11 protein-coding genes are annotated in these 17406 nt (G+C 46.9%); 1 reads left to right on the top strand and 10 read right to left on the bottom strand.

Features of this window, described 5'->3' with window-relative positions; genetic code table 11:
- Positions 1 to 266: 266 nt before the first annotated feature.
- From QEH59_RS10235 to QEH59_RS10220, 4 genes are read right to left on the bottom strand one after another with little or no spacing between them, the layout of a single operon-like run.
- A complete protein-coding gene (locus QEH59_RS10235) occupies positions 267 to 2021 on the bottom strand; it encodes a glycoside hydrolase family 36 protein (RefSeq protein ID WP_308985275.1) in 1755 nt (584 codons plus the stop codon).
- A 19-nt stretch (positions 2022 to 2040) separates the two neighbouring features.
- Positions 2041 to 3897, bottom strand: a complete 1857-nt coding sequence (locus QEH59_RS10230; RefSeq protein ID WP_308985274.1) for an FAD-dependent oxidoreductase — start codon at positions 3895 to 3897, stop codon at positions 2041 to 2043.
- Positions 3898 to 3925: 28 nt separating this feature from the next.
- Positions 3926 to 5041, bottom strand: coding sequence for a hypothetical protein (locus QEH59_RS10225; protein ID WP_308985273.1), 1116 nt, complete (start codon positions 5039 to 5041; stop codon positions 3926 to 3928).
- A 40-nt stretch (positions 5042 to 5081) separates the two neighbouring features.
- Positions 5082 to 6659, bottom strand: coding sequence for a hypothetical protein (locus QEH59_RS10220; protein ID WP_308985272.1), 1578 nt, complete (start codon positions 6657 to 6659; stop codon positions 5082 to 5084).
- A 216-nt stretch (positions 6660 to 6875) separates the two neighbouring features.
- Here QEH59_RS10220 and QEH59_RS10215 point away from each other — a divergent pair, with 216 nt between their 5' ends.
- The gene (locus tag QEH59_RS10215) at positions 6876 to 7853 is read left to right on the top strand and encodes a PocR ligand-binding domain-containing protein (RefSeq protein WP_308985271.1); all 978 of its coding nucleotides are present in this window, start codon (positions 6876 to 6878) and stop codon (positions 7851 to 7853) included.
- A gap of 27 nt (positions 7854 to 7880) precedes the next feature.
- On the opposite strand, the gene QEH59_RS10210 is transcribed toward QEH59_RS10215, so the two are convergent.
- The 6 genes from QEH59_RS10210 to QEH59_RS10185 form a co-directional block, all read right to left on the bottom strand.
- Positions 7881 to 9215 carry a Gfo/Idh/MocA family protein gene (locus QEH59_RS10210; RefSeq protein WP_308985270.1) on the bottom strand — a complete coding sequence of 445 codons (1335 nt, stop codon included), beginning with the start codon at positions 9213 to 9215 and terminating at the stop codon, positions 7881 to 7883.
- Positions 9216 to 9245: 30 nt separating this feature from the next.
- Complete coding sequence (locus tag QEH59_RS10205; protein WP_308985269.1) at positions 9246 to 11276, bottom strand: sialate O-acetylesterase; 2031 nt, start codon at positions 11274 to 11276, stop codon at positions 9246 to 9248.
- 102 nt (positions 11277 to 11378) lie between these two features.
- Entirely contained in the window at positions 11379 to 13151 is a 1773-nt protein-coding gene (locus tag QEH59_RS10200) for a chondroitinase-B domain-containing protein (RefSeq protein ID WP_308985268.1), read from the bottom strand.
- 115 nt (positions 13152 to 13266) lie between these two features.
- Entirely contained in the window at positions 13267 to 15306 is a 2040-nt protein-coding gene (locus tag QEH59_RS10195; RefSeq protein WP_308985267.1) for a sodium:solute symporter family protein, read from the bottom strand.
- Between the two features lie 128 nt (positions 15307 to 15434).
- Positions 15435 to 16109: a prepilin-type N-terminal cleavage/methylation domain-containing protein gene (locus QEH59_RS10190; protein ID WP_308985266.1), complete on the bottom strand. Its 675-nt coding sequence runs from the start codon at positions 16107 to 16109 to the stop codon at positions 15435 to 15437.
- A gap of 400 nt (positions 16110 to 16509) precedes the next feature.
- Entirely contained in the window at positions 16510 to 17406 is an 897-nt protein-coding gene (locus tag QEH59_RS10185) for a hypothetical protein (RefSeq protein ID WP_308985265.1), read from the bottom strand.

Below are 17406 nucleotides of genomic sequence, written 5' to 3'. Positions count from 1 at the left end.
CATTCTTTCAGACTAGGAACAATTTTTTGACAAGATCTCTCCACTCAATCTCAGAAAACTTATGAGATTAGAGCGTTTCTCAAAAGTAATTACGTAAATCGTATTACGAAATGAAGAAATCTAAATGAGCCGCCTCATGCCCAAAAGCGCTCACTCTTACCTGAGGAGATGCAGTCAGAGGTAAGAGTGACGGCTTTAGCCGTTGAGCATATTCTCAATTCTTAGTTGTAGTATAAGCGCAAAGACTTCTGAGAAACGCTCTAGCTCTAGAATTCTGGTTCGCATTCCAATTCGACGAGTAAGATTGCATCGCGCTTCGGAATTTCGCACAAGTCAGATAAATGTCCCCAAGGCTGTAATACTTCCTGCACTGACCCAGCAAACAAACCGCTGTTGGCGAGATCGTAAGTAACTGAACTCGAAGACCAGTTAAAGATCGCGAGTGCTTTGCGCTGCCCCTGTCGTCCGATAAAAAGACTTAAAGGCCCCCGTTGCTCAAGATGTAAAGGCTCCATGTCATGCAGTCTCAATGCGGAGACTCGTGCCAATAAATCGATGCGTTCCTGCCCCATCCGATCGAGTCGATCACTGGTAAATACGACACCTGTCATCATTGCGACCAAGCCAGACATACGCGCTTCACCTTCAGTCAAATTGGTGTTTTCATCCCGTAACATGACCACATCCGGATCCGCTCGAAACCATCGATCATAGCGCCACCATGATTGTAAAGACTGCTGCAAGGCATTGGAAAGCGATGGCATGGCCGGATCTTGCGTTTCCCAATCATCCATCGCACGCAGGCCCGCTAGACCAGGCACGCCTTCCGCCTTCCAAAATTTCCCAGTGTCGCCACTGATGCGCGCGTGTTCGGCAAGTCCTAGACATGGTAACAGCGGCCCACCACAACTAAGAATAATCGAATCCGCCGTCGCCTCACGGATAATACGAAGACATTCACGTAAGCAGGAAATACCAGTTGAATGGGGATCATGACGTCGACCATCGGGATAAGACAGGCCCAAGCCATCTAACTTAAAATAGCGATACCCCCAACGATAAAGAGTGGAAAAGACATGCTTCAGGTATCCCTGTGCTCCGGGATGACTCCCGTCCAGACACACCCAACGCTCTTCTGGCGGCGGTGACCACCCCGGGATGATCAAGGCACCTTCGGCATGCGGGTCCTGTATAAACCAATCCGGATGCTCCTTAAAAAGTTCGCTGGTCGTGGTCGCCAGCAAAGGCATCGCCCAAATACCGGGAACGAAGCCGGTACCCGATATTTTGCCTGCGACCTGCTCCAGAGAAGAGGGCCAATTCTGATTGGTGACCAACCAATCTCCATGATGACTCTGATAGCCATCATCGATCTGAGCATATTTCACTGGAAACGCCTCCTTGTGCTCACGTAAAACGGCGAGACTTTCAGTGAATTCACTTTCCGTGACGTTCTGGTAAGTGTAATACCAAGAGCAATACCCGAGGCGAGAAGCTGACTCCACTGCAAGTGGCTCCATCTTTGCATACTCGCGGGTACGTTCTGCATACGCTTTCAACAACTCACGCCAGTCATTGCCCTCTAATACGATGATAGGTTCCACATCCGCCTCTGCCTTGACATCAGGTTGCCAAATAGAAACCCGATTTAGGCGTTTTTGTCTAACATGCACAGAAAAATAGGTCAAAGACCGCTCGGCAGACAATGCACCAATCAACACATAGATATGGCTCTGGGTATCACCGAGAATGACCAATCCCTGACTATTTAAGTCACCATCAAAGCAGGACACCTGAGCTCTGACATCCGGTCCAAATTCAGATGAAACCAACGACTCGCGGTTTCGCATAAAGAAAGCAGCGGTATCCGGTAGCTTCACTGAAACCGTCGCGCGCCACCCTTCCATGCGCCCCGCAGATATAAATTGGACTCTAGCCGAATCGAATGCTTGCACGGGCTCTAAGGCAAGTTGATAGCTTTGTATCATGGATAGGTCTTCTGAACAGTCTACTTTAGTCATTGTCTAAATTCTTTGTTGTTTAGGCGTAAACACCCAGGTGTATGATACGTGCGTGATCCAGGTCCCAAGACTCATCAACCAGGATACGGATCGCTTGGATTGGTTTTACAACATCCAGTGTATGTTTACATTGTCGCTGCCAGTTAAGATCGACCTTAGCCAGCTCTTCCCAACCAGATCCAGTATCCACTTCCACCCGATAGGTTTTAACACATTCCGGCTGCCCCTTCCCCCAGCACATTTGACAGGCATAGCCATCGGATTGGCTCAGCGTCAATAAGCGATGGAGCCCTGTATCAAAGGTCATTTCCAGAGTTGAGGCCGTAACGGGTTCAGGCCAGCGCAGTTCGATCCAAGCAGGCAACGTCACTTTGGGGTCACTCATCCATCGGTGCGTCCCCGGAACTTCCCGGCCCGCCTCAATGCCCCCCAGAGCTCCCATGACGGCTCGATTCTGACTCGATATCACATTTGTAGCGGCTCCATTCTTTTGCTCACTCGACGCAGTAATCGATGCGACCGCAGCCAAATTCTCAGTATCCGTAAATTCCTTACCGATTAGATAAGCGTCTGCTTTTAGGATTCGTTGCTGAATCTCTTCAACAGCGCCTGCAGTCTCGCAAAGTTGCCCTGGCTCAACACCGAGCTCGACCGCAACGGATGCCGCGATCCCGACGCCCTCTCCTAGTTCGCCGCAGGTAGCCATTACCCGCGTGGACGCAAAAGCCACGTGAGTGGCAGATATATTTCGCCCAGCGAACATTAAGTTATCCAGGTCACGGCCAATGCAACAGCGCAACGGAATGTCATACAAATAAGGAACCTCCGTAGGGGTGCCGGGTGGTTGCTCTGGAGCATCCACACCTTCTGGCGGATGTATATCAACAGGCCAACCACCATAGGCGATGGCATCCATCTGTGGTTTGGATTCCAGCACATCGTCCTGAGTCAAAATATATTGCCCTATAAAACGGCGACTTTCACGCTTACCAGGAATCGCACCAAACCAGTCCAAGGCCCAATTGTCTGCACCATGATCTCCATCATTTTTGATGTGATCCCAAATTCCCATAATGATACCAAGCAGCTCATCACGAATGTATTCGTTGTCCTTAACCGTATCGAGGTGCCCGCCCCACTCGGCCCACCAAAAACCATATTCTAAGCCATAGTCAGCCCCCGCAGTCGCATGAGGTCGGAGCTTTAAATCTTCTTCCGTGAACTTCCGTGCCCATGGAGGCGCAATGAAGGGCATCGGCTGTTCATGACGACGAGCCATAATCAACAAAGTAGAACCTAGTGTTTTCTCATCCGCTTGATCTAAGGCCAGAGACTCATCACGAAACTCCTTGTTTTCACGCCCTCTCAGGAACGCCGCCCCTGCGGCGACTCCCAATCCACCATCACCCGTGCAATCAACAAATACATTCGCCGAGATTTCAAAAGAATCCTCCGTCGACGCTCTCATCGCCAACACGCGACGAATACTGCGTCCTTCGACCTCTGCAGCCACCACCGAGGTGTTCAGCATCAGTGTCAGGTTCGGTTCTGCACGACATTTTTCATACAAGATCAGATCAAACATGGAAGGTGATCGCTGCGCATTACGCAGCGCATTTTCCAAGCGAATCTCTTCGACTATACCACTTTCACGCGGCTCTAAAACCAAGTCCGCATTCGGACGATAGGAATCCGCTCCGACGATATGCATCCGCACCTCACTACTGGCGTTGCCGCCCAGCACAGGTCGATCTTGCACAAGAATCACCTTACGTCCTTGCCGCGCAGCAGCAAGCGCAGCCGGCACACCTGCAGCGCCCCCACCTGCAACCAAAATGTCGCATTCCAAGTTATGTTTCGAATATTCAGATTTCATAGTCGTATCGATTTTGATCAATTAATTATTATTCACTCAATTCGCCCGAGCTCGCACCTTCAGGAGATGCAGTCGCGTTTGAGTCTTGAAGAACGAACTGTAAAGAACGCCTGACATCCGATCCGAAATGATCGAGCGGATAGAGGGTCAATTCACTCTTCTCAGTTGCCCCAATAATTCGTAAGTGAACCATTTCACCAACGGGTAAATTTATTAAATCTCCCTCGTTTAAGTCAAAGGACAGCGAAGTGCCGGGGATCACCTGTCGATAGTTGACTGCCGGATTAGAAGATTCCAATCGAGCCCACACTGAAGTATCTAGAAATAAGTTCATCAGTCCTACAGTCACCTCACTCTCGGCCCTAGAAATGGGAATCACATCAGGGTTCACTTCATCTTTAAAAAATACCGTAATTTTCTCAAACTCACTGAGGGCGAGATCAGCCCTCGCAAGTGATTCGTCGCTCTGATCTAGTTCTAGTTCTCGTTCTATTGCCTTCGCACGTTTGAGATCACTGAACAACGCCTCGCGTAAAGTTGAAGATAACTGCGGATTCTCAAGGTGAAACTGTGCCACTTCATCAAATCGAACCAGTCCAATACGTAGAGTTTGCTCCCGACTAATGTCTCGATAGGCCCCCGCCTCAGCAGAATCCTCCAAGGCCTCAGAACGCGATATTTCACGAATGGTGACTTCTTGCACGGTCATCTCGCCCTCACCATCTAGAATGCCAATATTCACATAAGCCGGCAAGGCATTCACCTCGAATTTCACACGCAGTTCATCCATCTCGCCATCCCCTGTTCCACGGCTTCGAAAATAGCGCCCGGCCAGTCCATGAGGCTCTCCCCAGATAAATCCTTCCGTCACGATCAACTGGGCCGCCGTCGTCGTATTAAAAGTGTACACTGTCACTTCATAGGATTTACCAAGCGTCGCCTCGACCAGCGGAGCCGAGAGATATACGAAGGAATTCAAGTCATCGGCCTGCAAAGCAGCGACTTTTGAATTTCCAAGTAATTTGGACTCAATGCTTCCTCGACGGATTTCAGACCGCCAAGCGGAGAGATTCTCACCAGGCGAATAAGCCCCAACTTGCAACACTTGCTGCTCGCCGAGAACCCTGGTTAACGATCCAATCATAATAAGAATGACTAGCAAAAAAGTTAAAGTGGATTGCATCTTAATTGAGATAAGCGATTATATCTTTACGGAGACTGTTGATTTCTTGTGGAGAGAAATCATCGACATAAATTCGCTGGGCCTGACGTAATAACTGGTTACCCTCGTCGCTCGACTGCGTAGCCAACTGCTGCTCCAATAAATCGAGATAGAGATAGTCCTCCAAGCCGGCCCGAAATCCTCGCCAACGACGACTAGGGATGAGGATATCGTTTCTACCGTTATAAAGCGTTGTGGGATTGGCCGTCCTAGATCGAAAATCATCCCAAGCAGTACCGCCCCAATCTCCCTGGTTCTGATGACCGCCCAAACCATACACGGTCCAATAGCCAGTGCCCGATAAACCGTGATTCCACGCGACCCAAGCCATTCTGCGATAAAAACCTACTGGATCGAGACGCTTTTGAACGACTGGGCACCAGTAAATCGATAGAGTGCCATTATACTTTTGGCGCAGCTGCTCTATATATGCTGGATTATCTCCAAGTTGGTAGTAGGCATGGTGAAGCTGTAAATAGTCAACTAAGTCCTCGTCAATCAGTCGGTCCAAATGTGCGCGTTTGGATTTAAGAGTTGGATTGGCATAAGTCCGAATCTTTGAGTCAACTGATTTGGCCACCTTTACAGTATAGTAATAATGGTCCCGAATATCCTCATCGTATGGATAAAGCACCCAATCATCGTAAGTCAGCCCAAGCTTATCTAAGTGCACTAATAAAGCCTGCACCCACTGAGCATAAGCCTGTTGTCCCAGTTCCGTCTCAATTGAAAGACGATTCCCGCCAGCAAGGAACAGTCGAGGTGTCGCACAACGTAATAACAGTTGTCCTTTACCAATCAACGGAATGATCGTTGCATCTAGTTCGGTAAAATCGGGGGCTTCAATCATCTCGCCAACCGCTGAAAAAAGAGCCGGGGCTTTATCGATGACGTGAAAGGCATTCACATAGCCATTGGTGAGTTCGTCAGCCCGAATCTCCTGCGCCAGCCCCCGTGACTCCTGTAAGCTGCAATCCCATACGACTAGCGAGAGAGGATGCTCTTCCGGCAAAATTAATGAGTTCAAAGTCAATTCAAAGTCAATTTCATGTAGCGCTCCGCCAACGAGATCAACCACCTGCAACTGCCAAACATGCTGACCGACTTCGAGTTGCTCGGTATCGAAGTCGACCCACAATTGCCGACTCTCGCCTGCGGCAATCGCAAGCCCCCCATCCGCACCAATTTCCGGTAAGACATCGGCTACCAGCTGTCCCAAACGAACTCGAACATGCACTCCTTCACGCAATGTGAGCACATCCTGCGGTCCTTTGACCAATAATCGCAAAAACAGCGTAGAGTTCGTATCATTGAAGAGTTCTACAGCGGCTACAGGATGTTCATTACGAGCCACGGATAGCTCAATGCCATCAGTTCCAATAACCTCCCCGAGCGACTCATCCTCCAACGCATAGTAGTTATCCCAAGGATCGTCGACTCGCTTAATTTCCAACGCATGAACTGTCACGCTGGAACATAATGTCGCGAAGAAGATAAAAAGAGACATCAGCTGCTGATAAGATCTATATTTATTTTTCATTTCATTCCAAATTAAGACCGCAGCTCTTCGTATTTCCCTGCTGCCTGGATAAACAATCGATACTTCAAAGGCCGCATTGCTGATCCGAAATCATCTTTAATGTTATAAATATAATACACAGATATTCGGCATTCGACAATAGCAAGATATATCATAATAGTTGCATTTTTTGTGCACTCACACAAAGATCGAGACAATCCGCAATAAAGCGACAGTATGAAAGAACAAAGCGAATTAGAACAGGTATTAACTAGCCTATCCATAGCCACAGGATTAGAGGTATGTTTTTATGACTTAGGCTTTCTCACCTCAAATCTATCCGAGACTCAGCTGCATGAAGATCTATTGAAGCATTGCTCACCTTTCTGTATGGCAGTCAAACAAAAGCCTGAAGCACACCAACAGTGTATCAAAAATGAATATGCACGGATTCAAATGGCTTTTAAAACAGACGGCCCTTTTATTCACAGTTGCCATGCAGGACTGACAGATATGATAGTCCCTGTCCGACTGGGTGAGCGAGCGATTGGCGCTATTTTTATTGGACAAGCATGGATGCCTCCCGCTGCAGAGCAGGAGGCAAACCTTAGTCGTCTTAGCCAAGAATTTCAGCTCAATCAGGCAAGCCTGCGACGCGCAGCGGACAAAAACAATTATACGACTAAAGAGCGGCTAAAGGCACTCTACCCACTGGTACTCAGTATTTGTAAATACTGGGAACTCAAGGAACGGGTGTTCCTGAAGACCACCTCAAGTGATTCCCTACTCTCAGACCTGTCACGGCCGCGCGTATGTGATATTTCAACTCGTTTTTTAGATACGATGCGATCCACTCACCCCAGCATACAGAAAAGTCTAGAAGTTCTCAGAGGATCGCATTGGGATGAGATCAGCCTGCCAGAGATTGCGAGTAAAGCCGGCCTCAGCCCATCCCACTTCAGCCGCCTTTTTCGCACCAACACCAATATGACATGGAGAGAATGCATTACCCGTTGTCGTCTCGAAACAGTTCTCTTCCTCAGTAAACGCACAACATTCTCCATTACTCAGATAGCGGAAATACTCGCCTACGATTCACCCGCATCCTTGATGCGCATGGTCAAACGCGAAACAGGCATGAGCATCCTCGCCCTCAAGTCAGTGCAGCCTATGGGATGGCTACTCAACCCCGACTCAAGCAAAAGTGATTATTGATCCTGTGAATTGATTGACTCAGAATTACTATGCTAACTCATGCAAATGCTTAGCTTCGGGTGAGAGTGACCAAAGATCATTCAAATTCACAGGAAGCTTAGATTCCATAGATTGATTCGCAGCCACTCCCACAAGAATCGAGGCAGCCCCCTGCTCATGCGCCGCATTACGTCCTAGTTCATCCTTTGTCGGCTTCTTCGCAAACATCTGTTCCTGTAACAATGGATCGCCTCCACCGTGCCCTCCCGGGCCTTCCTCAATCGGCACCTCATAGGGCTCACCAAAGAGTTTCTGAACTTTTAGGTGCAAGCTACGCTTATGGTTCGCTTCCATTCTAATCTCTTTATCGCCAGTAATGATGTGTGAAGCACTGCGTTCCTCGTATTCGATCCGTCCCCCATCACCATTGATAGTCACGACGAAGCCTTCACGTGGGCAGTAGGAATTCAGCGAGTAATTAGCAACCACGCCAGTCCGATATTTAATCAGCGCACTCATAGTATCCTCAATCGTAATCCCATCTCTGAAGACATTCTTATCACGAATGTAGCCACTATCAGCTTCCGCATTATAATAAAGCTGCTTCAAAGTTTCATCCTCATCCATTCGCAATGCAAACGGATCCTTTTTCGCAGCTTCGACACCTGTATAACGATCATACTTCGTCCAGGCCTCCTGACCACGTGCAATGGCATTTTCCTTGCCATAGAATGCCAATTCACCCAACGCATACACCGACTCTGGAATCGCATCTAACCACCAATTAATCAGATCAAAATGGTGAGTCGCCTTGTGAATAAATAATCCACCCGAGCAGGATTTATCACTGTGCCAACGACGATAGTAGTCGGCACCATGGATCGTGTTCAGCATGTATTCGAAATCAACGTGAATCACCTTACCAATGGTACCAGACCCAATTAGCTCACGCACCTTACTTGCGCCAGGTTGCCAGCGATAGTTAAAGGCGGTCCGTAAATGCCGCCCCGTGCGCTCAACTGCTTCCATGATAATTGCGCAACTCTCAGCATCAATCGTTAAGGGCTTTTCCGTGATCACGTCGCAACCGTGCTCCATACTCTTCACAATGTAATCTCGGTGTAAGTAGTCTGGCGTGCATACAATCACAACATCTGGTTGTTGCTCTACCAGCATCTTATCGAAATCATCAATTCCATAGCATGGAATATCCGCATAGTCGTACGCCTTAACCAGACGATCCAAGTGCCATTTCATGCGCGTTGGACTCGGATCACAAAATCCAACGATTTGTGCGTTCTCATGGTATGTTTCCGCAATCGGATCGATAAACATTGGAATACGGCCACCAGTGCCGACTACAGCATATTTTATTTTACTCATTGTTATAAACTTTTTTTAAATCTTATTATTTTAAGGGAATGCGGGTAGTGACTCATCACGGTCAGCCCAAAATGGAGAGGCGGGAAAGCCATCCAAATTGTAGAGATTGAAGGTGGGACTGTCCGCCCAAGCGTACCGAACGGCAACTGGTTGAGGCACCGCAGGCGAGTGCACCACCACGGTAACGCCATCGATTTGAGCATTGGCCCAATGCCAAACTCGATCCTCGCCTTGTATCGCAAAGCCCTCAATTTCAGACTGAGGACTGTTGCGAATCAATGGACGCCTGTCATCTGGCCCTGGTAAGCTCTTATACAGATAGTCCGAAGCCATGGACTGCGCCAGCAAACCAGATCCTGTATGCGAGAAAGTCACGCGAACACGCGCTCCCTCAATGGCCATCGATTTAAACTGCGGCCCCGAATAAACTCGATCCTGCCCATAGGATTTAGCTAAAGCAATGGCGGCCAAACGAGCCCCCGGTATCCGTTTGTCGCTGGGATGAATATCCCCCGCCTCGCCTGCATCCAGCAAAATGGCTTGCCCCGTATTCGGAAGATCTAAGGCGATCGATTGAGCCGCCCGAATTTCTGCCCAATTGGACTCCGCAGCAGGATCATCCTTTTTACTGCCATAATTAGGAATTTGACACCAGTAGAAGGCCAGATCTGGCTGATTCCAAGCCTTGCGCCATTCCCGGATCATAAGCGGAAATGCAAAACGATAATTATCTGCATTCTTCGCATCATTCTCTCCCTGGTACCAAATGACTCCTTTGATTCTATAAGATAGTAAGGGATGAATCATGCCATTATAAAGCGAACTCGGAACATTGAAGAGCCGAAGTGGAGCTCGAAAAACACTGGGATTGACAACTTGAACATCCGCCGGAATCGGATCAAAACTGCGTTCCGTTTTGGCAAACCATTCGCCAGTGATCGCTTTGCCTCCCGCCGAGAGTGAACGCCTGCCAAAGCCAAGCTGATCCCATGGCGAATACAAACGAACAGCCAAGGTATGTGTGCCTTCTGTCACTAACTCTGCAGGGACATGATACTGCCGTAAAACATCTCTTCTACGGAAGCCAGAGCCACCAAATGACTCCAACGTTCGACCTGCGACGGGGATTCCATCCCAAAAGATCGTGTCGATCCCAACGATTTCATCAAAGTTAACTGCGAAGTCTTTGCCTTGCTGCGACTTCGACACGCTCACGTCTCTACGCAACCAAAGGACACGTCCACCTTTCAGTAGTTTAGGCATTTTCACAGTAGTCCAACCGTCCACATCCGCTACAATAGGCTGAACCGCAAAAGCTTCGACTGTAGCGACATCAGGCTCTACATCCTCACGATTGCAAGCGACCAACCAAGCTTTTGTAGCTTCCAACCAAAGTTTTTTTTGTTCAGGGAAGTCACGATCAGAGCGCAGCTTTGGTTCAATCATACGCTTCAAGCGAGTCCCCGACTGCAATGCCTCTAGACCGATCCAAGAATCAATATTCGTACCAGGCCACGAGGCGTGAATCACTGCAACCGGCACACCGAGCTCAGCTTGCAACTTGCGTGCGAAATAATAAGCGACCGAGGAGAAGTGAGTACGTGTATTTTTATTAAATGAATACCACTGTCCTACAATTTTTTCAGTCGGCTCAATTGAAGGATTTCGCTCCACTGCAAATATGCGAATCATATCATTTGCTGGATCAGCAAACGCCTCCGCATCACGAGAATGATACAAAGTGCGAGCCATATTTGATTGCCCCGAAGCCAGCCAGACCTGGCCAATCAGCACATCCCGAATAACTAATGTGTCATCCCCGATGATGCTCAATTCATGGGGCCCTACACCTAAATCCGTCAGGTCTAGACGGACCAGCCAGCGCCCATCACGGTCAACCTTCGCCTGCTGACTGAGCTCTCCCAAACTGACTGTGACCCGTTTCTCCGTAGATGCATATCCCCAAACCGACGTAGCGGTGGAATTCTGCAAGACCATACCATCGGTAAAAAGTGCTGAGAGCGATACACGGGCAAGCGTATGTTGAGTGCCCAGAATCATTATTATGATACCGCCCCAAAGGCTAAGCCTCTGTGAACCTTGGATTGTATAAAAAATTGCGCGCATGATTCTATCTTTTAGGACTAGATAAATGGCAGAGCATCAATTTTCTCTCGGGCCATATTGAGGACGTTGACTGCCATACTCGATGGCCCCTAAATCCGGTGCAGATCCAGTATAATTATCGTTAACATTCGAAAGCTTAGCACCGACATCGACAGCCTTAGCATTAGAATTCAGGCGTATATCAAATTCACTAGGCAGATAGCTTCTACCTGGCTCCACAAAAGTTAGACCAACAAAGTCGTCGTAATCCACCATGATTCCATCGGTTTCATAGCCAGTTGCATCACGAAATGCTTCCAACGAGGAATATGCCGTGGTTTCGGCCGTGCTCTGGCGCCAACGAAACCAGTCTGTTAGAGACGAATCAGCAAACCAACCATTGTAATTCATGGTACTAGTATTTGGATCCAGTGCGCCCGTATACAAAGCTCCACGACCTTGACCAGCTAAGATCAAATTGTTTTTCAGATGGCTATTACTCCACAACGGAGAGCGAAAGCCCACCCCAGCTGAAACCAAAGTATTATGATAAGCAATAACACCAGAGGGGGCCATATTCCACTTAAAGGACAATTCGCTAATACCAAAAATCTCATTTCTGATTAGGTAGACTGGGCCGCCATATGCGGGTTGCACACTAATCCCAGTGTGTGCGTTGTAGCAGAGATTATTGTAAATACGAATATTGTGACAGCCATAATCCGCTTCAATCGTATCATCGGTAGCACAGGAAACATCGTTATTGTAGAAATCAATATTCAAAGCCTGCTTATGTATATCGAGCGAGGGTGGATAATAATTAGCGATAGCGATCGAATCACTGAAACCACTAATACGGTTATGGCAGACAACATGCCCCTGCCCATAGACATTAATCCCCGTATGGGATCCATCCATATATCCACTACGCGGCCTAGGATACCATTCTTCATCAATCCCAGTTATGATATTGTCCGCAATATACCAATTTTTCGAATTCTGTGAATATGTCCAAATACCAATACGAACATTTTCGATATGACAGCGTCGCACTGTAAGCCATGACGCACCAGGTCCTTTGGAATCAGCTAAACCGTCTACACTGGTCCTGATTGCGGCATTGGCGGTACGCAAAGTAAGATCTTCAAATATAAGATGAGAGGCTCCCGGAATACGAAATATATCGGTCTCTAATCCCTCGCCTTCGATGATTGACTTACCAGCACCTGCTCCCCGTATGACTATGGGATGACTACGACTTCCACTATTCTTCAATATAATGGGCAGGTCTCCGCTACTGTGGATACCTTCGTGCAAGTATATGAGATCACCTGCTTGCACGGTGTCAAAAGCTTCACGAATATCTATGTGCTTTGACCCCACCAATTTATAATCAGGATGCTCAACCGGATAAACATGAATAACATTTCCATTATTACGGGCCAAAGGTTCTGAGCGAGTGCGAGTATTAATAATTTTCGCCTCATCCGGAGCACCACCATCAGGATCATGCATGATAAACTTAACTTGATAATCAGTGTCGGGCTGAAGAAACATGATGCTGCCAGCAAATAAATTTTCAGTACGAAAATCCCGTCCTTGATGCCGAGCGGCAATTTCGTGATTGATGCGCAGCATCGACAAGCCTGGGCTCCACTGAACTTCACCTTTACGACGGTAAGCTACCTCGACGGTAGCATTACTATTTCGGTCGCCTTCAACAAACCAACGAAAACCTAGATTCTCCAATGTCGGCGTATCAACAACTAAGTCCCCAGGCACAATGTCCACTCGATCCACTCCTTCCGGGTAACCATGTATTACATTCATACCAAGCAATTGCTGGCTACATGCAACCAAAACAGAGAACGAGAGAAATAAAAGAAAGTGAGAAGAATACCTCATAGTTAAATATCGACTGTGTTAATGAAAAAATTACGGTTGATCAGTCTACTTGCTGTTGCACATGATCTTTCGCGGCAACGGTGCCATCGTCCGAATAATCCCGATCCAAAGTGCGCAAGTCCGCCGCCATTCTATATAGATCTCTAAATCCTCCCCATAGAAACCAGAAAACAAAAATTAACCCAACGGTAAAAACGAGAGCCGTTTTAACAGCCCACCACTTTTCCCAAATAGGGTCAGGTATGGGCCAAAAGAAATTAACAGTCGTTCCAATAATAAATATAAACACAAATGAAAGTGCCCAAGTTAACTTGAAGAAATAAATGAATTTGTCACCTTTAGTGAATTCAGGACCGATACCGAGTCGTTGTAGGATCGTACGACGAATGTGTGGCGCCTCCACAGGGGCCGGCGTCGCACCATTGACGGTATCTGCATCAATCGCATACTTTCCACGGTGTAGCAATCGATCCATGTTTGCCGGTTCTCGCTTTGAGAGCAAAGAGCAGACGGTATAGGCGACTACAGCCACACACGCTGCGATGAATGACATCTGCATACCGTTGAGCGGAAATTTATCCGGAAACTGATGTAGTAATTCGAAATCAACATACTGTTCTTTCCACCCAGGCAACCAGTAAGGCCAAATAATGTTTCGAACAACAATCCCCAAAACAGCCAAAATTGAACCGCAAATCATAGCTGCCCAAGCTCCACCAGCCGTACCTCTTTTCCAGTATAAACCTCCAATGATGACGGCACCTGCACCCCCGAGATAAATGGCCCCAGTAATCTGGAAATACATGTAAATGTAATCGTGGAGTGGAAAAACAAGTCCCCAAATAAAGGCAAACAGCGCAACACTCATAATAGAAAGGCGCAAGGCCAGCATGTGCGCTCGCGGCGAGAGCGGCTTCTTTAAAAAAGGATTGACGACATCCTGAATGAAAATACTGCCCCAAGAGTGCAAATACGTATTATCCGTAGACACAGCTGACAAAATAACGACCGCAGCAAACAGTCCCATCACACCAACAGGAAGAATGTCACCTAATGCCATAGGCACCAGCATTTGCTTTTGAATCTGCACATTATCAATTTTAGCAAGGTTATCGGCGACCAAAGCTGCTTCGTTGGAAAACTGTGGTAAATGCATATAAGCAAATACATAAATCGGTACCATCATGATGGCTAAGCCCGATATCATGCCACGAAAATCACCCAAAATGCCAGCCATGCGAGCTTCGTGTGGCGATCTTGCGGCAGCATTATAACCCTGCGAGCCCTGCCATGCACGCGTCCCATATATATTCAACGCCCCCATCATCAGGAAGAACCAGACGTTAAAGTCTGGTAGGTTGGACTGATCAAATGGGTTAATTTTAGATTGTCCTTCAGGTGTTTGGTGAAGTCCAGTAACCACTTCTCCCCAAGACATATGATAAAACAAAATGGCAAGCACCAGTAACATGACAATCACAACAAATTGCCCCTGAATCATGTCTGTAACCATGATCGAGATTTGCCCCCCAAACACCGCCATACAAACAGCAATCGTTAGCATGATCGCCATGACAAATGCAAATGTTGAGATACTAATACCAACAAACTGAAAGGTTTCTGGCAGTCCGGTAAAGTAAATCAGAAACCGAGCGCTAACAGATGGAAATATGCCGTAATTAAGAATTCCTGAAAACCAGGTTAACAGTCCAGCAAAAATCCGGAAACGCTTACTATAGCGCATTTCGAAGAATTGCGCCATCGTCATCGCTCGCGTCTCACGATACCGGTAAATAATGAAGCCAGACAGTGAGATAATCAGCCCAATTGGAACCAACATTTGATTCCACCATGTAGCCGCAAAACCTGCCTGATAAAACTTTTCAAAATTAGCTGCAATTGTAATCGCCCCCAGACCTGCCATGCCTTGCCCTACGGCCAATAGATAGCGACCCGCCAAACGATTCGCGGCCAAGAAGTCAGCGACACTTTTCGTCAGTCTAGATGACCACCAACAAATAAAGGATAATAGAAAAAGCGATCCAAGTAGGATAGCCCAGTCAAAAGGATGCATATTCATAGTATAAGAAAGTTGTCTTTTTCATAAGAAATACGGTAAATGATGAGAATTTCGGGCATACCGTCACCACAGCCAGCTAGTAAAAATGGGGGGGCTTCTCCGATCGCTTCCCTATCTAATTTACTATATTAATTCGATTGACTACTCCCCTTCCAAAAAATCCCCTTGGCAGGGTCTTCCACAATCTCCCCAGTCAACTCAATGAGCTCAAGATGACCATCAACAAAAACTCCATGCATTTTACCATGATGCCGAGCAATAGCTGATGTTGGAGTCAAATCACTTCCGTTAAAAGTCTCACCTAATAAGATAGTCTTCGATGGATTCTCCAGTCTTAAGGCATGAAAGCGCCTCACCGGGCTACCAGGCCGCCAAGAATCTAGTGTACCGTAGACTGCTAAAGACGAATCATATCTGCGATTCGCTCCATAGCTACGCATTGTAGTGGCACCATCAAAATACATGCTGGGACATTCGAAAATGGTACCCACAAATTTCTCAATCGGATTCCCGGAGATACTGAGAGGCTCATCTGCCCTGTCGGGATACACATAAGGCCATAATTCTAAAGCCCAGTTATAATAAAGCGCTACGGTCGTATTGTCATGTTCTTGCGAAAACATAAGTGCGGCGACGCCAAGTTGCCGCATGTTCGAGGCGCATTTGGTGGTGCGAGCAGATTCGCGAATTCCCCCAATGACTGGGATCAAAATAGAGACCATGATCGCAATAATACCAATGACTGCTAACAATTCAATTAAGGTAAATCCTCTTATAGTTTTGTGCTTAACGCGTTGACTCATAATTTATCAGCAAAGTATTTTTGAAAGTATCACTAAAGATATCAGAAAGCTTCACTTTTGTCTGCATCGAGATTGTAAAACCATTAATACTAAATTAACGACTTACACTGAACTACTTGTAATCGACACAAAACGCCTCTTCACTCAAATTGATAACACTATATCAATTAATTTGTTAAAAATGGATCGAATGATCTTCAGATTCTACAGAAAGCGGTTAGCAAATAACTATGAGTTGGATTTCTGCCATCAGGATCCACGATTAAAGCTAGGCTAAAGTAGTTAAACAAACCGACGAAATCGGCTCTGGCATGATCGCAATAGGAGTATCAAAAAAAGGGGGAGCGACTCGATAAGCCGCTCCCCTTTTAAGCAAAATAATAGTATAGTGCAATAAGCACTATTGACGCGGAGCTCTTCTCAATCGCATCCCAATAAAAGCAAAGCCGATAACAGCCAAGTAGCTCAAAATGCTCGCCTCTGGAATAACGTTGATGCTGGTATTACTGAAGGTGACTGAATTGATATCAATATCATTGTCCTCCGTATTGCTGGTCCAAAAACCAAAAGCATCAAGCGTTTCACCATAGCCTCCGACATAATAATCTTCGTATGTCCCAGAGAATACATTACCACCATAACTACCTACAATCGTCAGATCGTCACCACTTCGAGTCATCGAATAGGTTAAATTCACAGCCACGTCAGAAATGAATCCTATATTAACACCTCCTAACGAGCTAATATATCCAGAATAAGCGTCCGCAGTAGTCGTATAATAGAGATAATCTCCCCCCGTCATACGATAGGCTTGCCCATCATGTGATTGAATCATCGCACCTTCCCAATTGTTTATAATACTTAGTTCAGGAGAAACATCAGGCATCGTCGAGACGACGCGATCAATCCCCATATTTGTTGTCGTTGCGCTAGCGCTTGGATTGCTTTGATACAGCCCGAAGCGTGTCACGCCAAAGTCAGCCGTATCGCCAGCCTCGGGAGTGGCATTGGAATAATTAATAGTAATATCGGTGGTAAACGTCACGGTGACACCATCGTCCATCGAAATATCGTCAAAATAGGACCAAAGTGCACCAGTCGACTGCCGATTCGTATTACCTGAATTGTAATTCACTGTCGGAGAACCAGTATTACCATCAGTAATATCTGTCATCCGGTCTGAGCTATAATAGCCATACCAATCATCAGGAGTGACTGTATCCGCAGACATCGAGCACACTAAAATTGAGGCAAAGGAGGTAACTGTTAAGATATATTTAGTATATGTATGTATCAT

This window comes from Thalassobacterium sedimentorum (genome assembly GCF_031127905.1).
Taxonomy (GTDB): Bacteria; Verrucomicrobiota; Verrucomicrobiia; order Opitutales; family Coraliomargaritaceae; genus Thalassobacterium; species Thalassobacterium sedimentorum.
The sequence above is the reverse complement of the archived record's forward strand: the minus strand, read 5'-3'. Positions and strand labels throughout refer to the sequence as shown.